The organism is Kineosporia sp. NBRC 101677 (genome assembly GCF_030269265.1).
Lineage (GTDB): Bacteria > Actinomycetota > Actinomycetes > Actinomycetales > Kineosporiaceae > Kineosporia > Kineosporia rhizophila.
The window spans coordinates 306029-321985 of the sequence record NZ_BSTA01000009.1 but is presented as its reverse complement, the minus strand read 5'-3'; the positions used below and the strand labels follow the sequence as shown (position 1 = coordinate 321985).

Sequence of the window (15957 nt, the reverse complement as noted above, 5' to 3'; positions counted from 1 at the left end):
GAGAAAATCTCGGACGTGAACTCCTGCAGCCGTTTCCGCACCCGCTCCAGTTCGCCCCTGTCCACCCCGGTAGTCAAACAGCTCCGGACAGAACAAACAAGTCAGAAGCGGATGTAACAAAGCACTAGTAGGGCCCGTTCCGAAACGCCAAGAGAAAGAGCGTGTTCGCGGTAGTGAACGGCCTCGCCTCTCGGGAAGCGCTCGATCGTGGTCGGGGCGTTCGCCCCGGTGAAGACGATCAGTGGGAACGTACCGCCGAGGTGGAGTTGAGCTGCGCAGGTCGCTACGCCGAGGTCGTGGCTACCCAGGCCGACACCGACGTCCGTTGGTTCCGGTGTGTGATGCAGGTCGTGGTAGTCCCAGAGCACCCGGACCGCTGCCCGAATGCTGGTGGGCCAGCCCGTCGCCGTCATCGAAGGGCGTCCAACATTTTCCTGAATCACTGGGGCACCTCGCGTTCGTTGTTGCCTTGACCGGAATGCGCTCACTGGTGAAGGCGCGTCGACTGGAGGACAGTATGGCGAGGATGGGGGTCGGTGACGTTGAACAGCAGGAACATGGGCGTTCTCAATGCCTGCCAAAAGGCAATATCCGTGGTGAAAGGCCGGGCCTGGTCGTTATCCTCAGCCCGGTGGACGTAGCCTCGCTCGGGTACCGGACCGACCTGATGATTCACGGCTTTGGGGGCTCGGAGACTGTTGACCGGGGTTCTCATCTGGTCATTCGTACCCCGTCCAACCCCCACTTCTGGTGGGGCAACTATCTGCTTCTGCGCTCGGCGCCGCCTGCCGGAGAGTGGCAGGGGTGGATCGCTGAGTTCGCTCGCAAGTTTCCCTCTGCTCGCCATGTGGCCCTCGGCCTGGACAGTGTGGACGGCGCGGTCGAAGACGCCGAGGGCCTGACCGCGCTCGGGTTCGACATCCAGGTCGATACGGTCCTGACGGCCACCGACCTACCGAGGAGGGCCCACAAACATCCTCTGTTTGAAATTCGGCCTCTACACAGCGATGAGGACTGGGCCCAGTCGGTCGAACTGCGTCTGTCTCTGCATGAGGGGGCGCCCGACCCACGCCTCCCGAAACGCGCCCAGACCCGGGCGCGGGAGTACCGGGCCGTTGTCGAGGCCGGTCACGGGGTCTGGTTCGGCGCCTTCGTCGACGGTGTCATGCGTTGCGGAGCTGGCTTGTTCACCGACGACAGCGGGCTTGCCCGGTTTCAGAGTGTGGAGACTCATCCGGCCTTTCGCCGCCAAGGCCTGGCCTCCGCGCTGGTTCAGCGACTGGGCAGGTGGGGGCTCACCGACCGGGGTGCCTCGAAGCTGGTCATTGTGGCGGACCCGGCCTATCACGCAATTGAGCTGTACCGGCGGCTGGGATTCGAGGACATAGAACACCAGGTGAGACTTGCACGCCCGGAAGCAGTTTGATGTCGCTGCTTCGACAGGTCCTTTGGTCTGAGTGCCTCTCCCCCTGAGGTACCGCCACATCGGTACTCGGGGAGGAATCGTCGCGGTTGTCGGTTACGGCAGGATTCCTCGCATGTCGATCTCTCGGACGCCGTCGGGAACCAGCTGGCTCCTGAGCGTGAGTGTCCTGCTGAGCCTGGCCGCACTGGCCACGGCGCTTCTGCTCCGGCACACTCACCAGGCTCCCACCTTGCCTCTGGTCCTGCTCGTGGCCTTCGGTAGTGCACCTGCGGCAGTGACCTTTTCGCGTATCCAGGCACCGGTCGTCGGGGGCGGCCCGGCGGTGGTGGTGGGCCTGATTGCCATGACCTACGGCACCTGGAAAGCCTGGAAGACCGACGCGCTTCATCTGCTGAGCATGGACTTTCCGATGACCCAGGTGGCGACGAACACCGCCGTGGTGATGGCCCCGCTGGCCCTGGCCGCCCTCGGCGTCGTGCTCCTGTTGGCCGGCGTGGCCCGCTTCTCCGGCGACCGGTTGATCGCAAGCCTCGCCACGGCTGGAGGCGCCGCTCTTACCTTGCTCTATGCCGTTGCCCTGCTCGCCTTTTCGGTCCAGAGCTTGTCTTACATCGGTGGCTCCGTCCAGTGGTGGATCGTCTTGGCCGCAGCCCTTACCGCCTGCGCCGCGCTCCTGCTGCCGGCCGCCGCAGTGATGCCCGCTCCAGCTGTCTCCGCCCCAGCGCTGCCCCGCCTGGGCACCCGCCTCCCCGCCGTCCTTCTGGTTGTCGCCCTACTGTCCGGGGCCGGCATCTGGGCCTACGACCGTCTGGCCAGCCGAACCAAACTGGCCGACCTCTTTCCCGATCCTGCCCTGGCGGCCTGCGTGGCCACCACCGTCGGGCTCTCGAACGCCGAGCAGGCCACGTCCAGCCGCGAGCTCGACAGCGTCTTCGCGCTCACCTGTAACGGGGACCTGAACGGCGGCGGGCAGATCCAGTCTCTGATCGGCCTGGAGCACCTGCCCAACCTGGCCAGCCTGGCAGTACCCACCAACCGGATCAGCGACCTGAGCCCGTTGGCCCGCACTCCCGGCCTGACCAGCGTCCAGATCACCAACAACCAGGTGACCGACCTCGCGCCGCTGGCCGCTCTGACCACTCTTCGAGAATTCGGCGCATCCGGCAATCAGATCACCGACCTGGCCCCGCTCGCCCACCTCGCCGATCTCTACGCCGTGGGCCTGTCCGGCAACCGGATCGCCGACATTTCCCCACTGGGCGACCTGCCCAACCTGACCGAACTCGACCTGGGCGACAACCAGATCACCGTCATCGAGCCCCTCAGCGGCAGCCCTGTTCTCGACCGCCTCACCCTGCGCCGGAACCAGATCGAGGACCTGGCCTCGTTCACCGAACTGCCCGCCCTGACCATGCTGAATGTCTCCCACAACCGGATCGGCGACCTGGCCCCGCTCGCCGACCTGCCGAAGCTGGACGAACTGTGGGTCGGCGGGAACCCGGTCACCGACCTGACCCCACTTCGCGACCTGCCCGCCCTTCTCGGCGTCGATCTGGAAGGCAGCGACCCGAACGCCCTGCGCGGTATGGACGAGCTGCGTGACCAGGGCATCTACGTCGGCGGCCTGGCCTGAGCGGGGTTCGGGCTCGCAAGGTCGAGCCGGCACGGCCAGCTTGGAAGTTAGCTGCCGCTCTCGATTCTCTGCGTCATCAGTTGAGGCTCTCGGCGGGGTCCGCATCGCCGTAGAACTTGGCCCAGAGGGCTTTCAAATGGTCATGAAGCTCTTCAGGGCTTTCGAACTCCCAGTCTGTCGCCTTTTCATAGTCACGAGGGGTGATCTGCCCGCCGAGACTCTTCGCGAAACCTCGTCGGAAACTCTCTTTGATGGAGTCGATGCGCAGGGCTGTCATGTCGTCCACGAACTCCTCCTCTCAGTTGGCGAAGAGATCGTTGACATTCATCATGCGGCCTGAATATTCAAGGAAGGTGGCGATGTCCGGGTCGGTGCTCATGTTTCGTCCTTGGGTTTCGGATACATGGTGCGGAGCTTGTACTCGCCGTCTTCTGCCTTTCGGAAGAACGCGAACATCGTACCGTCTGTGAAATCAGAGATGGTTGGTGGAAGGCTGTCGGGTGGATCCCCGGTCGGTCTGGTCTTGGAGCCGGAGCGTCGTATTCCGTGAATGTGGCGCTGATAATCTTGGCCGAAGATCTGGGACAGAGGGATCTCCAGGCGGATACGGCGGTCTCCGGTGATCTCGTTCCTGTTCTTCTGATCCTCGAACTCGCGTGTGCCGCGAATGTGGTCCTCTGCCTGTATCAGTGGTTGTGAGGGCTGAGGTCACCGAAGGGCGGGCCGGCGCACCCGAGTCCTCGCCGTACCACGCCGTGGTACGGCGAGGTAAGATTTGGTCATAGCCATTCCAAGGGAGCAGCCGACGCATGTCAGCGTCCGCCAGTTCGTGGCGGACTCGGGCATGATCACGCGCGACCTTCGGCAGGGCCATGCCTACACGCTGACCCTCAACGGTGAGCCGCTGGCCAGAATGGTTCCGATCCGGCGGCGCCGGGCGGTTCCCAAGGAAGAGGTCTTCGCTGTCTTTGCTACCGCCCCTGCGGTAGACGCTGATGAACTGCGAGCCGATCTGGACCGCGTCGTCGGTCAGGACCTGGACGATCCGTACGAGGGGACAGGCCTGTGACTGTGCACGAGTCTGCGGTCGTCGATACCAACATCATTGCTGCCCTGAAGCTCTACGATCCTGCGGAACTGCCTGACCTGATTCTGATTACGGCGGTGACATTGGGGGAGTTGTCGTTCGGTCCGCATGCCACCGACGATCCGGCGAAACGGGCCAGACGGGTAGCTGTATTGCAGCATGTGGAGGCGACTTTCGATCCGCTCCCGTATAATCAGGCAGCCGCCCGGCTCTACGGCCAACTCTGCGCAGCCGTTCGTGCGACTGGACGTGGACCGCGCAAGCGATCCTCGGACCTGATGATTGCGGCCCCGGCGGCCAGTGTTGAATTGGCCCTGTACACGGCCAATCCGGACGACTTCAAAGGCTGTGAAGAGCTGGTGGACGTGGTGGCCGTTCATCCGCGACGAATCGTCTGTAAGCAGTCAATCAGTCCTGCCCCAGATCCGGCGGAGCGTGATTTGCTCCCGTGGTCGTCATCGACCAAGACCTCGGCCCACCGCCTGGAGATCAGTCCTTCAGGGTGCCCAGTGCCCACAGGGGCAGGTCCGCGGTCCTTGGGAACATCTGAACCTGGCGCGGGGGGCGGTTCCGTTCGCAGGACGAGATCGGTGGGGCCTGGGGCCCGTGGGTGGCCCATCTGGCCCGCAGACACCCGTTGTCGTCCTCGTGACGAAGGGTCAGGTTCAGTGGTTTGTGCCGCTGACCTGGCCCTTCGTGCGGAGAGCGGATGACCGGGATCGAACCGGCATGACCAGCTTGGGAGCCTCCGATCTGAGGAGGTTACCTGGGACTTTGCTCGGTGGTCAGGTGCTTTGAGCGGCCTGGAGTGACCTCGGACGGCCTACCCATCCGGCTCGTATCTGGCACGCCGCCGGAGACCGGACCGGTATCCTGAGAACAGGGAGGTGGACCATGGGTGATCGCACGCTGCAGGTGGTCGTGTACCGCGAGGACGACGGGTTTGTGGCTCAGTGCCTGAACATCGATGTCGCCAGCGAAGGCGACACCGAGACTGAGGCTCTCTCCAACCTCCGTGAAGCGCTGGAACTGTATTTCGATGACACCGCCGAGACGGATCTGTTCCAGACCGTCGCGGACGCGCACGTCGAGCAGATCACCCTGAAGAGTGCCTGAGGGGCCGTCGTCGGACGCGGTGGCCAAGGTGCTGCGGCACCACGGTTTCGAGCTGGTTCATCAGCGCGGCTCTCATGCCAAGTTTCGTTCGAGCGCTGATCCGGTTCGGGTGGTGATCGTTCCGATGAGTCGCGGTCATCTGAAGATCGGAACTTTTCGTTCCATCTGCCGGCAGGCCGGACTCAGGCCTTCGGACTTCTGACCATCTGGCACGCTGTATGGAAATGGTCGCACGACGAAGGGCCAGGATCGAAGGCTTCACGCCTCTGACCTGGCCCTTTGCCGGTGGAGCGGGTGACCGGGATCGAACCGGCATGACCAGCTTGGAAGGCTGGGGCTCTACCATTGAGCTACACCCGCGTGTGGAGCAGTTCGTACGATAGCCGGAAATCCGGAAACCGGGCGAACGGTTCCTCCGACGTGTCGTAGCCTACTGCCTGTCACCCGGGCGGTCGGACATCTACGTGCGGCCGGGCGGGCGGCGGGGTGTGGCGCAGCTTGGTAGCGCGTCCGCTTTGGGAGCGGAAGGCCCCCGGTTCGAATCCGGGTACCCCGACGAGCGCAGTGATGCGCAGAACATCTGGGCTGGTCACAGCCCTGGTTCAGGTCCCCTGTCACGAATAGTGGCTAGGGTGGGCCGGGCCTGTCCTACCCGCCTTCGTGGCGCGGCTAGGATGTGCCGAAGGCCATGATGCCTGTCCTGCCCCTGGGCGCGCGCTCGCGCTGCCGGCGGCGGGGCCGACAGCGGGCCGCATCGTCCTCAGTTGTCCAAAGGCCAGGAGAAGTCCCCTCGTGAAGAGCGCCGTCGAGACCCTCAACCCCACCCGGGTCAAGCTCACCGTCGAGGTGCCCTTCGACGAACTCAAGCCGAGCATGGACGCGGCCTACAAGAGCATCGCCTCGCAGGTCACCGTCCCCGGCTTCCGCAAGGGCAAGGTGCCGCCGCGGATCATCGACCAGCGGTTCGGCCGCGGCGTCGTGATCGAGGAGGCCGTCAACAGCGCCCTGCCCGGCTTCTACACGCAGGCCGTGCAGGAGTCCGAGATCCGCCCGCTCGGCCAGCCCGAGGTCGACGTCACCTCCGTGCCCGACCCGGCCACCGGCGGCGACCTGGCCTTCACCGCCGAGGTCGACGTGCGCCCCGAGTTCGAGCTGCCCGCCCTCGACGCCGTCGAGGTCACCGTCGACGACGTGAAGGTCGCCGACGAGCAGGTCGAGGAGCGGCTGCAGACGCTGCGCGAGCGCTTCGGCTCCCTGGTCACCGTCGAGCGCCCGGCCGCCGAGGGCGACTTCCTGAGCATCGACATCGCCGCCACCATCGGCGACGAGGAGATCGACAGCGTCAAGGGCGTCTCCTACCGGGTCGGCTCGGGCGAGATGCTGCAGGGCATGGACGACGTCCTGCCGGGCCTCTCGGCCGGCGAGACCACCACGTTCGACTCGCCGCTGGCCGGTGGCGAGCGCGCCGGTGAGGACGCCCACGTCACCGTCACCGTGCAGTCGGTGAAGGAGCGCGAGCTGCCCGAGGCCGACGACGAGTTCGCCCAGATGGCCTCCGAGTTCGACACCCTCGAGGAGCTGCGCGCCAGCCTCTCCGAGCAGGCCGGCCAGGAGGCCCGCTACCAGCAGGGCATCCAGGCGCGTGAGCGTCTGCTGGAGAAGCTGCTCGAGGCCGTCGAGATCCCGGTGCCCGAGGGCATCATCAAGGCCGAGGTCAAGCAGCACCTCGAGCAGGAGGGCAAGGCCGAGGACGACCCGCACGGCGAGGAGGTCGAGGTCGAGGCCCGCAAGGCGTTCAAGGCCCAGCTCCTGCTCGACGCGATCGCCGAGAAGGAAGAGGTCCAGGTCGGCCAGCAGGAGCTGATCGAGTACCTGCTCGCCAGCGCCCAGCAGTACCGGATGGACCCGAACGAGTTCATCAAGGCCGTGGACGAGGCCGGTCAGGTGCCGTCGATGGTGGCCGAGGTCGGCCGCCGCAAGGCGCTGGCCCAGGTGCTCGAGCGCGCCCAGGTGAAGGACGAGTCGGGCAACGAGATCAACCTCGCCGAGCTCTTCCCGGCCAGCGCCGAGGAGGCGGGCGACGAGGCCGCCCTCGAGGGTGAGGTCGTCGAGGACGAGGTCGCCGAGGAGCAGGGCGAGAAGAAGAAGTCGGACGACCCGACGGCGCTGCCCACCCTCTGAGGCAGGTAGCTCGGGCCAGACAGAACCGGCATCCGGATCGACGAAACTCGGTCGGGATGCCGGTTCTGCTTTCCGCAGAAGTACGACCACCGATCCGGCCCCCACTCCCGGTGGGACGCCAGTGAAATCGGCCGCCGGTCCCGGTCATTCACTCCTACGGGTCTCGCCCCCTGGGGCGTGTCGCCTGGTCAGAGGCCATCCGGGTCATGCACCGTGGGCCCCGATGCGCCCACAGCGAACAACGGCCGGTAGGGGAGGATCACCGGGAGTGGTCCGCGTTAGGGTCAATGCACCGGGTGGTCCACCCGGTACCCGGCTCAGGCAGCCGGACTAGGTGCCAACGTTTTGGGGAGCGACATCGTGAGCCACTTGATCGTTCCGGGGAGCGCCCCGGCGACGAATTCGTTCGACCAGCCGGTGGCCCGCACGGCGTCACCCGGCATGGGTTACGACGACCACGTCTACAACCGCCTCCTGAAGGACCGGATCATCTTCCTCGGTTCCGAGGTGCGCGACGAGAACGCGAACGCGATCTGCGCGCAGATGCTGCTGCTGGCCGCGGAGGACCCGAACAAGGACATCTACCTCTACATCAACTCGCCCGGTGGCTCGGTGACCGCCGGCATGGCGATCTACGACACCATGCAGTACGTCTCCTGCGACGTGGCCACCATCGCGATGGGCCTGGCCGCCTCGATGGGGCAGTTCCTGCTGACCGCGGGGGCCAAGGGCAAGCGTTCGGCCACCCCGCACGCCCGCGTGATGATGCACCAGCCGCTGGGCGGCATCGGCGGTTCGGCCACCGATATCAAGATCCAGGCCGAGCAGATCCTGCACATCAAGAAGCAGATGGCCGAGCTGATCGCCGCGCAGACCGGGCAGACGGTCGAGACCATCACCAAGGACTCCGACCGCGACCGCTGGTTCACCGCGCAGGAAGCCCTGGAGTACGGCATCGTCGACCACGTGGTCCGCTCCGCGCGTGACGTCAGCGGCGGCGGCGGCACCGGCGTCTGAGCCGTCTCGCCGCCCGCCCGTCCGACATCGATCCCACCGGCCTCAGTCAGCATCAGGAGTGACCCGATGAGCTACCCCGACCACCACGCAGGCCTGCACCTGCCGGGTTCCGGTCGCAGCGCCTCCCCGCAGGTCGCCGCGCCGAGCAGCCGCTACGTGCTCCCGAACTTCGAGGAGCGCACCGCCTACGGCTTCAAGCGGATGGACCCGTACACGAAGCTGTTCGAGGACCGCATCATCTTCCTCGGTGTGCAGGTCGACGACGCGTCCGCCGACGACGTCATGGCCCAGCTGATCGTGCTGGAGAGCCAGGACCCGGACCGCGACATCACGCTCTACATCAACAGCCCGGGTGGCTCGTTCACCGCCCTTACGGCAATCTACGACACCATGCAGTACGTGAAGCCGGACATTCAGACCGTCTGCCTCGGCCAGGCCGCCTCGGCCGCCGCCGTGCTGCTGGCGGCCGGCACCAAGGGCAAGCGCCTCGCCCTGCCGAACGCCCGCGTGCTGATCCACCAGCCGGCCATGTCGGGTGGCGACTACGGCCAGGCGTCGGACATCGAGATCCAGGCCAACGAGGTGCTGCGGATGCGTACCTGGCTGGAAGACACCATCGCACTGCACTCGAACCGCAGTTCGGAGCAGGTGCAGAAAGACATCGAGCGGGACAAGATCCTGACCGCCGAAGCGGCTCTTGAGTACGGTCTGGTCGACCAGGTGCTCAGTAGCCGTAAGGGCGTTCAGGTTTCCACCCCGCCCCCGTCCGGCGCCTGACACGCCGACCGAACAGGGGGTGCCGCTGACAGCGGCGTCCCAGTGGCGTTGAATGGTGCTGGGGCCGGTCGGATGCACGACGTGGCGGAGAGCCAGTAAGCCCCCCGGAGGAAGGACTGCGCGTGGCACGCATCGGAGACGGTGGCGACCTGCTGAAGTGCTCTTTCTGTGGAAAGAGCCAGAAGCAGGTGAAGAAGCTCATCGCCGGGCCCGGCGTCTACATCTGCGACGAGTGCATCGACCTGTGCAATGAGATCATCGAGGAGGAGCTGGCCGAGGCCAGCGAGCTCGGCCTGGTCGAGCTGCCGAAGCCGAAGGAGATCTTCGACTTCCTCGAGCAGTACGTGGTCGGGCAGACGCCGGCGAAGAAGAGCCTCGCGGTGGCCGTGTACAACCACTACAAGCGGATCCAGGCGGGCGAGCCCGGCCGGCGCGGCGACGAGCCGGTCGAGATCGCCAAGTCGAACATCCTCCTGATCGGCCCGACCGGCTGCGGCAAGACGTATCTGGCCCAGACCCTGGCCAAGATGCTGAACGTGCCGTTCGCCATCGCCGACGCGACCGCTCTCACCGAGGCCGGTTACGTCGGCGAGGACGTCGAGAACATCCTGCTGAAGCTGATCCAGGCGGCGGACTACGACGTCAAGAAGGCCGAGACCGGGATCATCTACATCGACGAGGTCGACAAGATCGCCCGGAAGTCGGAGAACCCCTCGATCACCCGGGACGTCTCCGGCGAGGGGGTTCAGCAGGCGCTGCTGAAGATCCTGGAGGGCACGACCGCCTCGGTCCCGCCGCAGGGCGGGCGCAAGCACCCGCACCAGGAGTTCATCCAGATCGACACCACCAACGTGCTGTTCATCGTGGGTGGGGCGTTCGCCGGGCTGGACCAGATCATCCAGTCCCGGGTGGGCAAGCGGGGCATCGGGTTCGGCGCCCCCCTGCACCAGCCGAAGGCGGACGCCGACTCCTACGCCGACGTGATGCCGGAAGACCTGCTGAAGTTCGGGCTGATCCCCGAGTTCATCGGCCGGCTGCCGGTGATCACCACGGTCTCCAACCTCGACCGGGAGGCGCTCGTGCGCATCCTCACCCGGCCGAAGAACGCGCTGGTCAAGCAGTACCAGCGGATGTTCGAGATCGACGGCGTGGAGCTGGAGTTCTCCGACGACGCGCTCGACGCCATCGCCGACCAGGCCATCCTGCGCGGCACCGGCGCCCGGGGTCTGCGGGCGATCGTCGAGGAGGTCCTGCTGCCGGTCATGTTCGACGTGCCCAGCCGCGACGACGTGGCCCGCTGCGTGGTCACCCGCGAGGTCGTGCTGGAGAACGTGAACCCGACCCTGGTGCCCCGCGAGGCACCGGTCCGCAAGCCGCGGGAGCGGCGCGAGAAGTCGGCCTGACCCACCGGGCCGCCGGAACCGAACCGAGGCGACCACCCACGTCCATCAATTGAGGACGGGGTGGTCGCCTCGGTCGTTTGCCGCACCACCGGGGGGCGAACGGTTCAATACCCGGTTCGGGTGGTGGTTACCAGCAGGGACTCGGAGAAGATCGCCTGCGTCGCCCCAAGCAGCTACGGGGATGGGGCGCACGGAACTTCTCGGGGGAACGCGAAGTGAATCGGAAAGTATTGGTGGGGCTGGCCGTCCTGGCGATCGGCGGCAGCGCCGTGGCCACCGGCCCGGCCGGGGCCGCAGCCGCGGCGGCACCGAGGGCGGCCGCGGCTCCGGTGGACGGCGCCTCGGTCTCCGGGGTGTCGGACGACGACCTGGTCGGGCCTCTGCAGGTGAAAGCCCGCGCTCTGCGGGAGAAGGCGATCACCCAGGTCCTGAACGGGCAGGCCGAGGTGGAGACCCGCAACGGCAGCAAGGTGGTGCGTCTGGCCGGCGCGGCCGACGCCGCGGATGGCGTGAAGGCACGCGGCAGCGACCCCGGCGAGGGCCAGTACGTGGAACTCGGCCGGCAGACGACCGACAAGATCTTCGTGGTGCTGGCCGAGTTCGGCAATCAGCGCCACCCGCAGTTCCCGGACCAGGACACCGATCCCGGCACACCGGGCCCGGCGGTGTTCGACGGTCCGCTGCGCAATCAGATCCAGAAGCCCGGCGCCGACGACAACTCCACCAACTGGCAGCCGGACTACGACAAGAAGCACTACGAGGACCTGTATTTCGGGGCCGGCGAGTCGCTGCGCACCTACTATGAGACGCAGAGCTCGGGGCGCTACAGCGTCGAGGGCACGGTGACCGACTGGGTGCGGGTGCCGTACAACGAGGCCCGCTACGGCCGATCCGACGGCTATCCCTGCCCCACCTCGGTCTGCACCAACGTCTGGTCCCTGGTGTCCGACGCGCTGAAGGTGTGGGTGGACGGGCAGAAGGCCGCCGGGCGCACCGACGCCCAGATCAAGGCGGACATGGCCGGGTTCGACCGGTGGGACCGCTACGACTTCGACCTGGACGGCAACTTCAACGAGCCGGACGGGTACATCGACCACTTCCAGGTCGTGCACGCCGGCGGGGACCAGGCCGACGGGGACCGCCAGCAGGGCGAGGACGCGATCTGGAGCCACCGCTCGTACGTCAACCGCGACCAGCTGGGGGTCGCCGGACCGGCCGGGAACCGGCTGGGCGGCTCGCAGGTCGGCAACACCGGCATCTGGGTCGGCGACTACACGATGCAGCCGGAGAACGGCGGCATGGACGTCTTCGCCCACGAGTACGGGCACGACCTGGGGCTGCCGGACGACTACGACACGGCCGGGGGCGAGGGCAGCCCGGTGGAGTGGTGGTCGCTGATGGCGCAGAGCCGGCTGAGCGGAGCGGGCGAGCCGGTGGGCAGCCGGGCCGGTGACCTCGGGGCCTGGCAGAAGCTGATGCTGGGCTGGCTGGACTACGAGCTGGTGCCGTTCGGCCGCCGCGACCGGGTCGTGGAGCTCGGCCCGCAGGAGTACAACACCTCCCGGACGCAGGCGGTGATCGTGCCTCTGCCGCTCAAGGAGGTCGTCACCCAGCTGCCGCAGCCACCGAGCGGGTCGTACGAGTGGTGGAGCGGGTCGGGAGACCTGATCTCGCACACCCTCGGCCGGGTGCTCACCGTGCCGAAGGGCGCGCCCAAGCTCACCTTCCAGGCCAACTGGAACATCGAGGACTGCGAGAAGGAGGCCTGCGACTACGCCTACGTGGAGGTCAGCACCGGGGGTACGTGGAAGGCGCTGCCCGGTTCGATCACGAACCCCGCTGAGGGCAACGCGATCGAGGGGGCGAGCAAGGGCTGGCAGCCGGCTTCGTTCGACCTGAGTGCGTACGCGGGCAAGAACATCGCCCTTCGTTTCCGCTACACCACCGACCCGGCCGCGGCCGGCGCCGACCCGAAGCGCCCGGCCGGGCTCTTCCTCGACGACATCACCGTTGCCGGGGCCTTCGCCGACGACGCGGAGAACGGCAACAACGGCTGGCTGGCAAGCGGTTTCGCGCGGACGAAGGGCACCGTTTCCTCGTTCTACGACAACTACTACATCGCCGGGCACCGTTCCTACGTCAGCTACGACCAGTACCTGAAGACCGGCCCGTACAACTTCGGCTGGCCGGACCGGCCGCAGTGGGCCGAGCACTTCCCCTACCAGGAAGGGCTTCTGGTCTCCTACTGGGACCTGTCGCAGGCTGACAACAATGTCAGCGAGCACCCGGGGGAGGGGCGCAACCTCTACGTGGACGCGCACCCGGCCCCGTTGTTCCGCAACGACGGGAAGCCGTTCCGGACCCGCATCCAGCTCTTCGACGCACCGTTCGGCCTGGACAAGACCGACAGCCTCGGCCTGCACACGGCGGGGCAGAAGACGAAGATCCCGAAGCGGCCCGGTAATCCGGTCTTCGACGACAAGCAGAACTACTTCGACCCGGTGCAGCTCGACCACGGGGTGAAGGTGCGGGGTGCCGGGGTGCGGATCGAGGTGCTGAAGCAGAAGAAGACCCAGATGACGGTCCGGGTCACCACCCCCTGAGACCGCCCGACCTCGCAGTTCGACAGCGCCCCGGCCGACCGGCCGGGGCGCCGTTGTGCGTGGGGCGGGGGTGACGGGATCGGCGGGTTTCGTCCAGGTTTATTGCCGTTGATCCGACAAATAACAGAAAGCACCTTAACGGGAGCTGTCGATTGGCTTAGGTTCTACTCCGAGTCCTGCGGCACCTGGACCGTGGGATCGGCGGACTCGGAGGTCTGAGTGCGAAAAGTCCTGGTGGGTCTGGCGACCCTATCCCTGGCCGCGGGAGCGGCGATCACCCTCCCCGGCACGGCCTCGGCGGCGATTCCTCGGGCGCAACCCGCCGTGGACGGTGCCGAGCACACTCACGGCAGTGACGACCTGTCCAGCCCCCAGCAGGACAAGGCCCGGGCTTTGCGCCAGGAGGCCCTGACCCGGGTGCTGAACGGCGAGGCGAAGGTTCAGGAGAGGAACGGCAGCCAGGTCGTCAAGATGGCCGGGCGCAAGGGCAAGGCCGACGACAAGTACGTCGAGCTGGCCCGTGAGCAGACCGACCGGATCTTCGTGGTCCTGGCCGAGTTCGGCGACCAGCGGCACCCGGACTACCCGGACCAGGACACCGACCCCGACTTCGTCGGTCCCACGGTGTTCGACGGGCCGCTGCACAACAAGATCCCGGCGCCGGGCAAGGACGACAACACCACGGTCTGGCAGAAGGACTACAGCCAGAAGCACTACCAGGACCTGTACTTCGGTGAGGGCAAGGGCGTCGAGTCGCTCAAGACCTACTACGAGACGCAGTCGTCCGGGCGCTACAGCGTGGAGGGCACCGTCACCGACTGGGTGAAGCTGCCGTACAACGAGGCCCGCTACGGCCGTTCCAACGGCTACCCCTGCCCGGACACGATCTGCGAGAACACCTGGGAGATGGTGACCGACGGGCTCAAGGCCTGGGTCGCCGACCAGAAGGCCAAGGGGCAGACCGACGCGCAGATCAAGGCCGCGGTCGCCGAGTTCGACCAGTGGGACCGCTACGACTTCGACGGGGACGGCAACTTCAACGAGCCGGACGGCTACGTCGACCACTTCCAGATCGTCCACGCCGGCGGCGACCAGGCCGACCAGGACCCGCAGCAGGGTGAGGACGCGGTCTGGAGCCACCGCTGGTACGCCTACTTCGACCAGGCCGGCGCGGCCGGCCCGGCGAACAACCAGCTGGGCGGCACCCAGATCGGCAACACCGGCATCTGGGTCGGCGACTACACCACGCAGCCCGAGAACGGCGGGCTGAGCGTGTTCGCCCACGAGTACGGCCACGACCTGGGCCTGCCCGACAACTACGACATCTCCGGGGGCGAGGGCAGCCCCGTGGAGTGGTGGTCGCTGATGGCGCAGAGCCGGCTCAGCGGCAAGGGCGAGGCGCTCGGCACCCGGGCCGGTGACATCGGCGCCTGGGAGAAGCTCCAGCTCGGCTGGCTGGACTTCGAGGTGGTGCAGGCCGGTAAGGACAAGAAGCGCACCATCGACCTCGGCCCCTCGGAGTACAACACCAAGAAGCCGCAGGCCGCAGTGGTCGTCCTGCCCAAGAAGAAGGTGCAGGAGAAGCTGGTCGCGCCCGCTGCCGGTGAGTACCAGTGGTACAGCGACACCGGCAACGACCTGACCAACACCCTGACCCGCTCGGTCGACCTGCCGGCCGGCTCGCCCCAGCTGACCTTCCAGGCCAACTGGAACATCGAGGACTGCGGCGAGACCGCCTGCGACTACGCCTTCGTCGAGGTCGACGACGGCAGCGGCTACAAGGTGCTGCCCGGCTCGATCACCAACGCCGCCGAGGGCAACGGCATCGACGGGGTGAGCAAGGGCTGGAAGCCGGCCACCTTCGACCTGTCCGCCTACGCCGGCAAGAAGGTGCAGCTGCGCTTCCGCTACGCCACCGACCCGGCCACCGCGGGCAACCAGGGCGCCGGTCAGCCGGCCGGGATCTTCCTGGACCAGATCGCGGTGCGGGCCGGTGACACGGTCGTGTTCGAGGACGGTGCCGAGACCGTCGACGCGGCCTGGGCGGCGAAGGGCTTCCGACGGGCCCAGGGCACCCAGGAAGTGGAGTACGACCACTACTACATCGCCGCCAACCGGTCGTACATCAGCTACGACAAGTACCTGAAGACCGGCCCGTACAACTACGGCTGGGCCAAGACCCGGCCCGACTACGCGGAGCACTTCCCCTACCAGGAGGGCCTGCTGGTCACCTACTGGGACACCGCGTTCGACGACAACGACGTGAGCGTGCACCCGGGCCAGGGCCGCAACCTGAACGTCGACGCCCACCCCAAGGCCCTGATCCGGTCCGACGGCAAGCCGTGGCGCACCCGGGTGCAGCTGTACGACGCGCCGTTCGGCAAGAAGAAGGCCGACAGCATCACCCTGCACTGGGAGGGCAAGAAGCAGACCATCAAGGGTCTGAAGGGCAACCCGGTCTTCGACGACACCAAGAACTACTTCGACCCCAAGCAGCTCGACCACGGGGTGAAGGTGGCCGGAGCCGGGGTCCGGATCGAGGTGACCAAGCAGAGCGGGGCCTCGTCCACGATCCGGGTGACCACCAAGTGATCTGAACCGCAGTTCGACGACGGCGTCCCGGTCACCGACCGGGGCGCCGTCGGCGCGTCCGGCAGCTGTCGTGCAGTTCACGCCCCTGGATCGGCAGCGGTTCCTGACTTAAGGTTAGGCTG

12 protein-coding genes, 2 tRNA genes and 1 pseudogene are annotated in these 15957 nt (G+C 66.8%); 12 read left to right on the top strand and 3 right to left on the bottom strand.

Annotated elements, in window-relative coordinates; genetic code table 11:
* Nucleotides 1-122: 122 nt before the first annotated feature.
* Nucleotides 123-413: pseudogene (locus QSK18_RS25985) on the bottom strand (YdcF family protein); the annotation flags it as partial.
* Nucleotides 414-526: 113 nt separating this feature from the next.
* On the opposite strand from QSK18_RS25985, the gene QSK18_RS25980 reads away from it, so the two are divergent.
* Nucleotides 527-1426 (top strand): GNAT family N-acetyltransferase, encoded by a 900-nt coding sequence (locus QSK18_RS25980; RefSeq protein WP_285624322.1) that lies wholly within the window; start codon nt 527-529, stop codon nt 1424-1426.
* Between the two features lie 112 nt (nt 1427-1538).
* Nucleotides 1539-3059 (top strand): leucine-rich repeat domain-containing protein, encoded by a 1521-nt coding sequence (locus QSK18_RS25975; RefSeq protein WP_285624319.1) that lies wholly within the window; start codon nt 1539-1541, stop codon nt 3057-3059.
* A 76-nt stretch (nt 3060-3135) separates the two neighbouring features.
* Here the strand turns inward: QSK18_RS25975 and QSK18_RS25970 are convergent, their stop codons facing one another.
* Nucleotides 3136-3345 carry a hypothetical protein gene (locus QSK18_RS25970; RefSeq protein ID WP_285624317.1) on the bottom strand — a complete coding sequence of 70 codons (210 nt, stop codon included), beginning with the start codon at nt 3343-3345 and terminating at the stop codon, nt 3136-3138.
* 558 nt (nt 3346-3903) lie between these two features.
* Between QSK18_RS25970 and QSK18_RS25965 the strand changes: the two genes are divergently transcribed.
* The 3 genes from QSK18_RS25965 (at nt 3904) to QSK18_RS36035 (ending at nt 5464) form a co-directional block, all read left to right on the top strand.
* Complete coding sequence (locus tag QSK18_RS25965) at nt 3904-4128, top strand: hypothetical protein (protein ID WP_232810050.1); 225 nt, start codon at nt 3904-3906, stop codon at nt 4126-4128.
* Between the two features lie 912 nt (nt 4129-5040).
* On the top strand, nt 5041-5262 hold the full coding sequence (locus QSK18_RS25960) for a type II toxin-antitoxin system HicB family antitoxin (protein ID WP_232810051.1): 222 nt from the start codon (nt 5041-5043) through the stop codon (nt 5260-5262).
* Nucleotides 5255-5464: a type II toxin-antitoxin system HicA family toxin gene (locus tag QSK18_RS36035; RefSeq protein WP_352396644.1), complete on the top strand. Its 210-nt coding sequence runs from the start codon at nt 5255-5257 to the stop codon at nt 5462-5464. The genes QSK18_RS25960 and QSK18_RS36035 overlap by 8 nt, the downstream gene beginning before the upstream one ends.
* 84 nt (nt 5465-5548) lie before the next feature.
* On the opposite strand, the gene QSK18_RS25955 is transcribed toward QSK18_RS36035, so the two are convergent.
* Nucleotides 5549-5622: transfer RNA gene (locus tag QSK18_RS25955), tRNA-Gly, on the bottom strand.
* Nucleotides 5623-5744: 122 nt separating this feature from the next.
* On the opposite strand from QSK18_RS25955, the gene QSK18_RS25950 reads away from it, so the two are divergent.
* From QSK18_RS25950 to QSK18_RS25920, 7 genes are all read left to right on the top strand, one after another.
* Nucleotides 5745-5818: transfer RNA gene (locus QSK18_RS25950), tRNA-Pro, on the top strand.
* A 236-nt stretch (nt 5819-6054) separates the two neighbouring features.
* Nucleotides 6055-7443 carry a trigger factor gene (gene tig / locus QSK18_RS25945; RefSeq protein WP_232810066.1) on the top strand — a complete coding sequence of 463 codons (1389 nt, stop codon included), beginning with the start codon at nt 6055-6057 and terminating at the stop codon, nt 7441-7443.
* A gap of 441 nt (nt 7444-7884) precedes the next feature.
* Nucleotides 7885-8460, top strand: coding sequence for an ATP-dependent Clp protease proteolytic subunit (locus tag QSK18_RS25940; RefSeq protein WP_232810179.1), 576 nt, complete (start codon nt 7885-7887; stop codon nt 8458-8460).
* 66 nt (nt 8461-8526) lie between these two features.
* Complete coding sequence (locus tag QSK18_RS25935) at nt 8527-9237, top strand: ATP-dependent Clp protease proteolytic subunit (RefSeq protein ID WP_232810067.1); 711 nt, start codon at nt 8527-8529, stop codon at nt 9235-9237.
* 122 nt (nt 9238-9359) lie between these two features.
* Nucleotides 9360-10640, top strand: coding sequence for an ATP-dependent Clp protease ATP-binding subunit ClpX (clpX, locus tag QSK18_RS25930; protein ID WP_232810068.1), 1281 nt, complete (start codon nt 9360-9362; stop codon nt 10638-10640).
* Between the two features lie 215 nt (nt 10641-10855).
* Nucleotides 10856-13243, top strand: coding sequence for an immune inhibitor A domain-containing protein (locus QSK18_RS25925; protein ID WP_285624305.1), 2388 nt, complete (start codon nt 10856-10858; stop codon nt 13241-13243).
* Nucleotides 13244-13462: 219 nt separating this feature from the next.
* A complete protein-coding gene (locus tag QSK18_RS25920; protein WP_232810070.1) occupies nt 13463-15835 on the top strand; it encodes an immune inhibitor A domain-containing protein in 2373 nt (790 codons plus the stop codon).
* Nucleotides 15836-15957 lie beyond the last annotated feature (122 nt).

Coding starts and splice junctions, on each gene's coding strand:
- QSK18_RS25980 (WP_285624322.1), top strand. CDS start 527: ATGGGGGTCGGTGACGTTGAACAGCAGGAACATGGGCGTTCTCAATGC.
- QSK18_RS25975 (WP_285624319.1), top strand. CDS start 1,539: ATGTCGATCTCTCGGACGCCGTCGGGAACCAGCTGGCTCCTGAGCGTG.
- QSK18_RS25965 (WP_232810050.1), top strand. CDS start 3,904: ATGATCACGCGCGACCTTCGGCAGGGCCATGCCTACACGCTGACCCTC.
- QSK18_RS25960 (WP_232810051.1), top strand. CDS start 5,041: ATGGGTGATCGCACGCTGCAGGTGGTCGTGTACCGCGAGGACGACGGG.
- QSK18_RS25940 (WP_232810179.1), top strand. CDS start 7,885: ATGGGTTACGACGACCACGTCTACAACCGCCTCCTGAAGGACCGGATC.
- QSK18_RS25935 (WP_232810067.1), top strand. CDS start 8,527: ATGAGCTACCCCGACCACCACGCAGGCCTGCACCTGCCGGGTTCCGGT.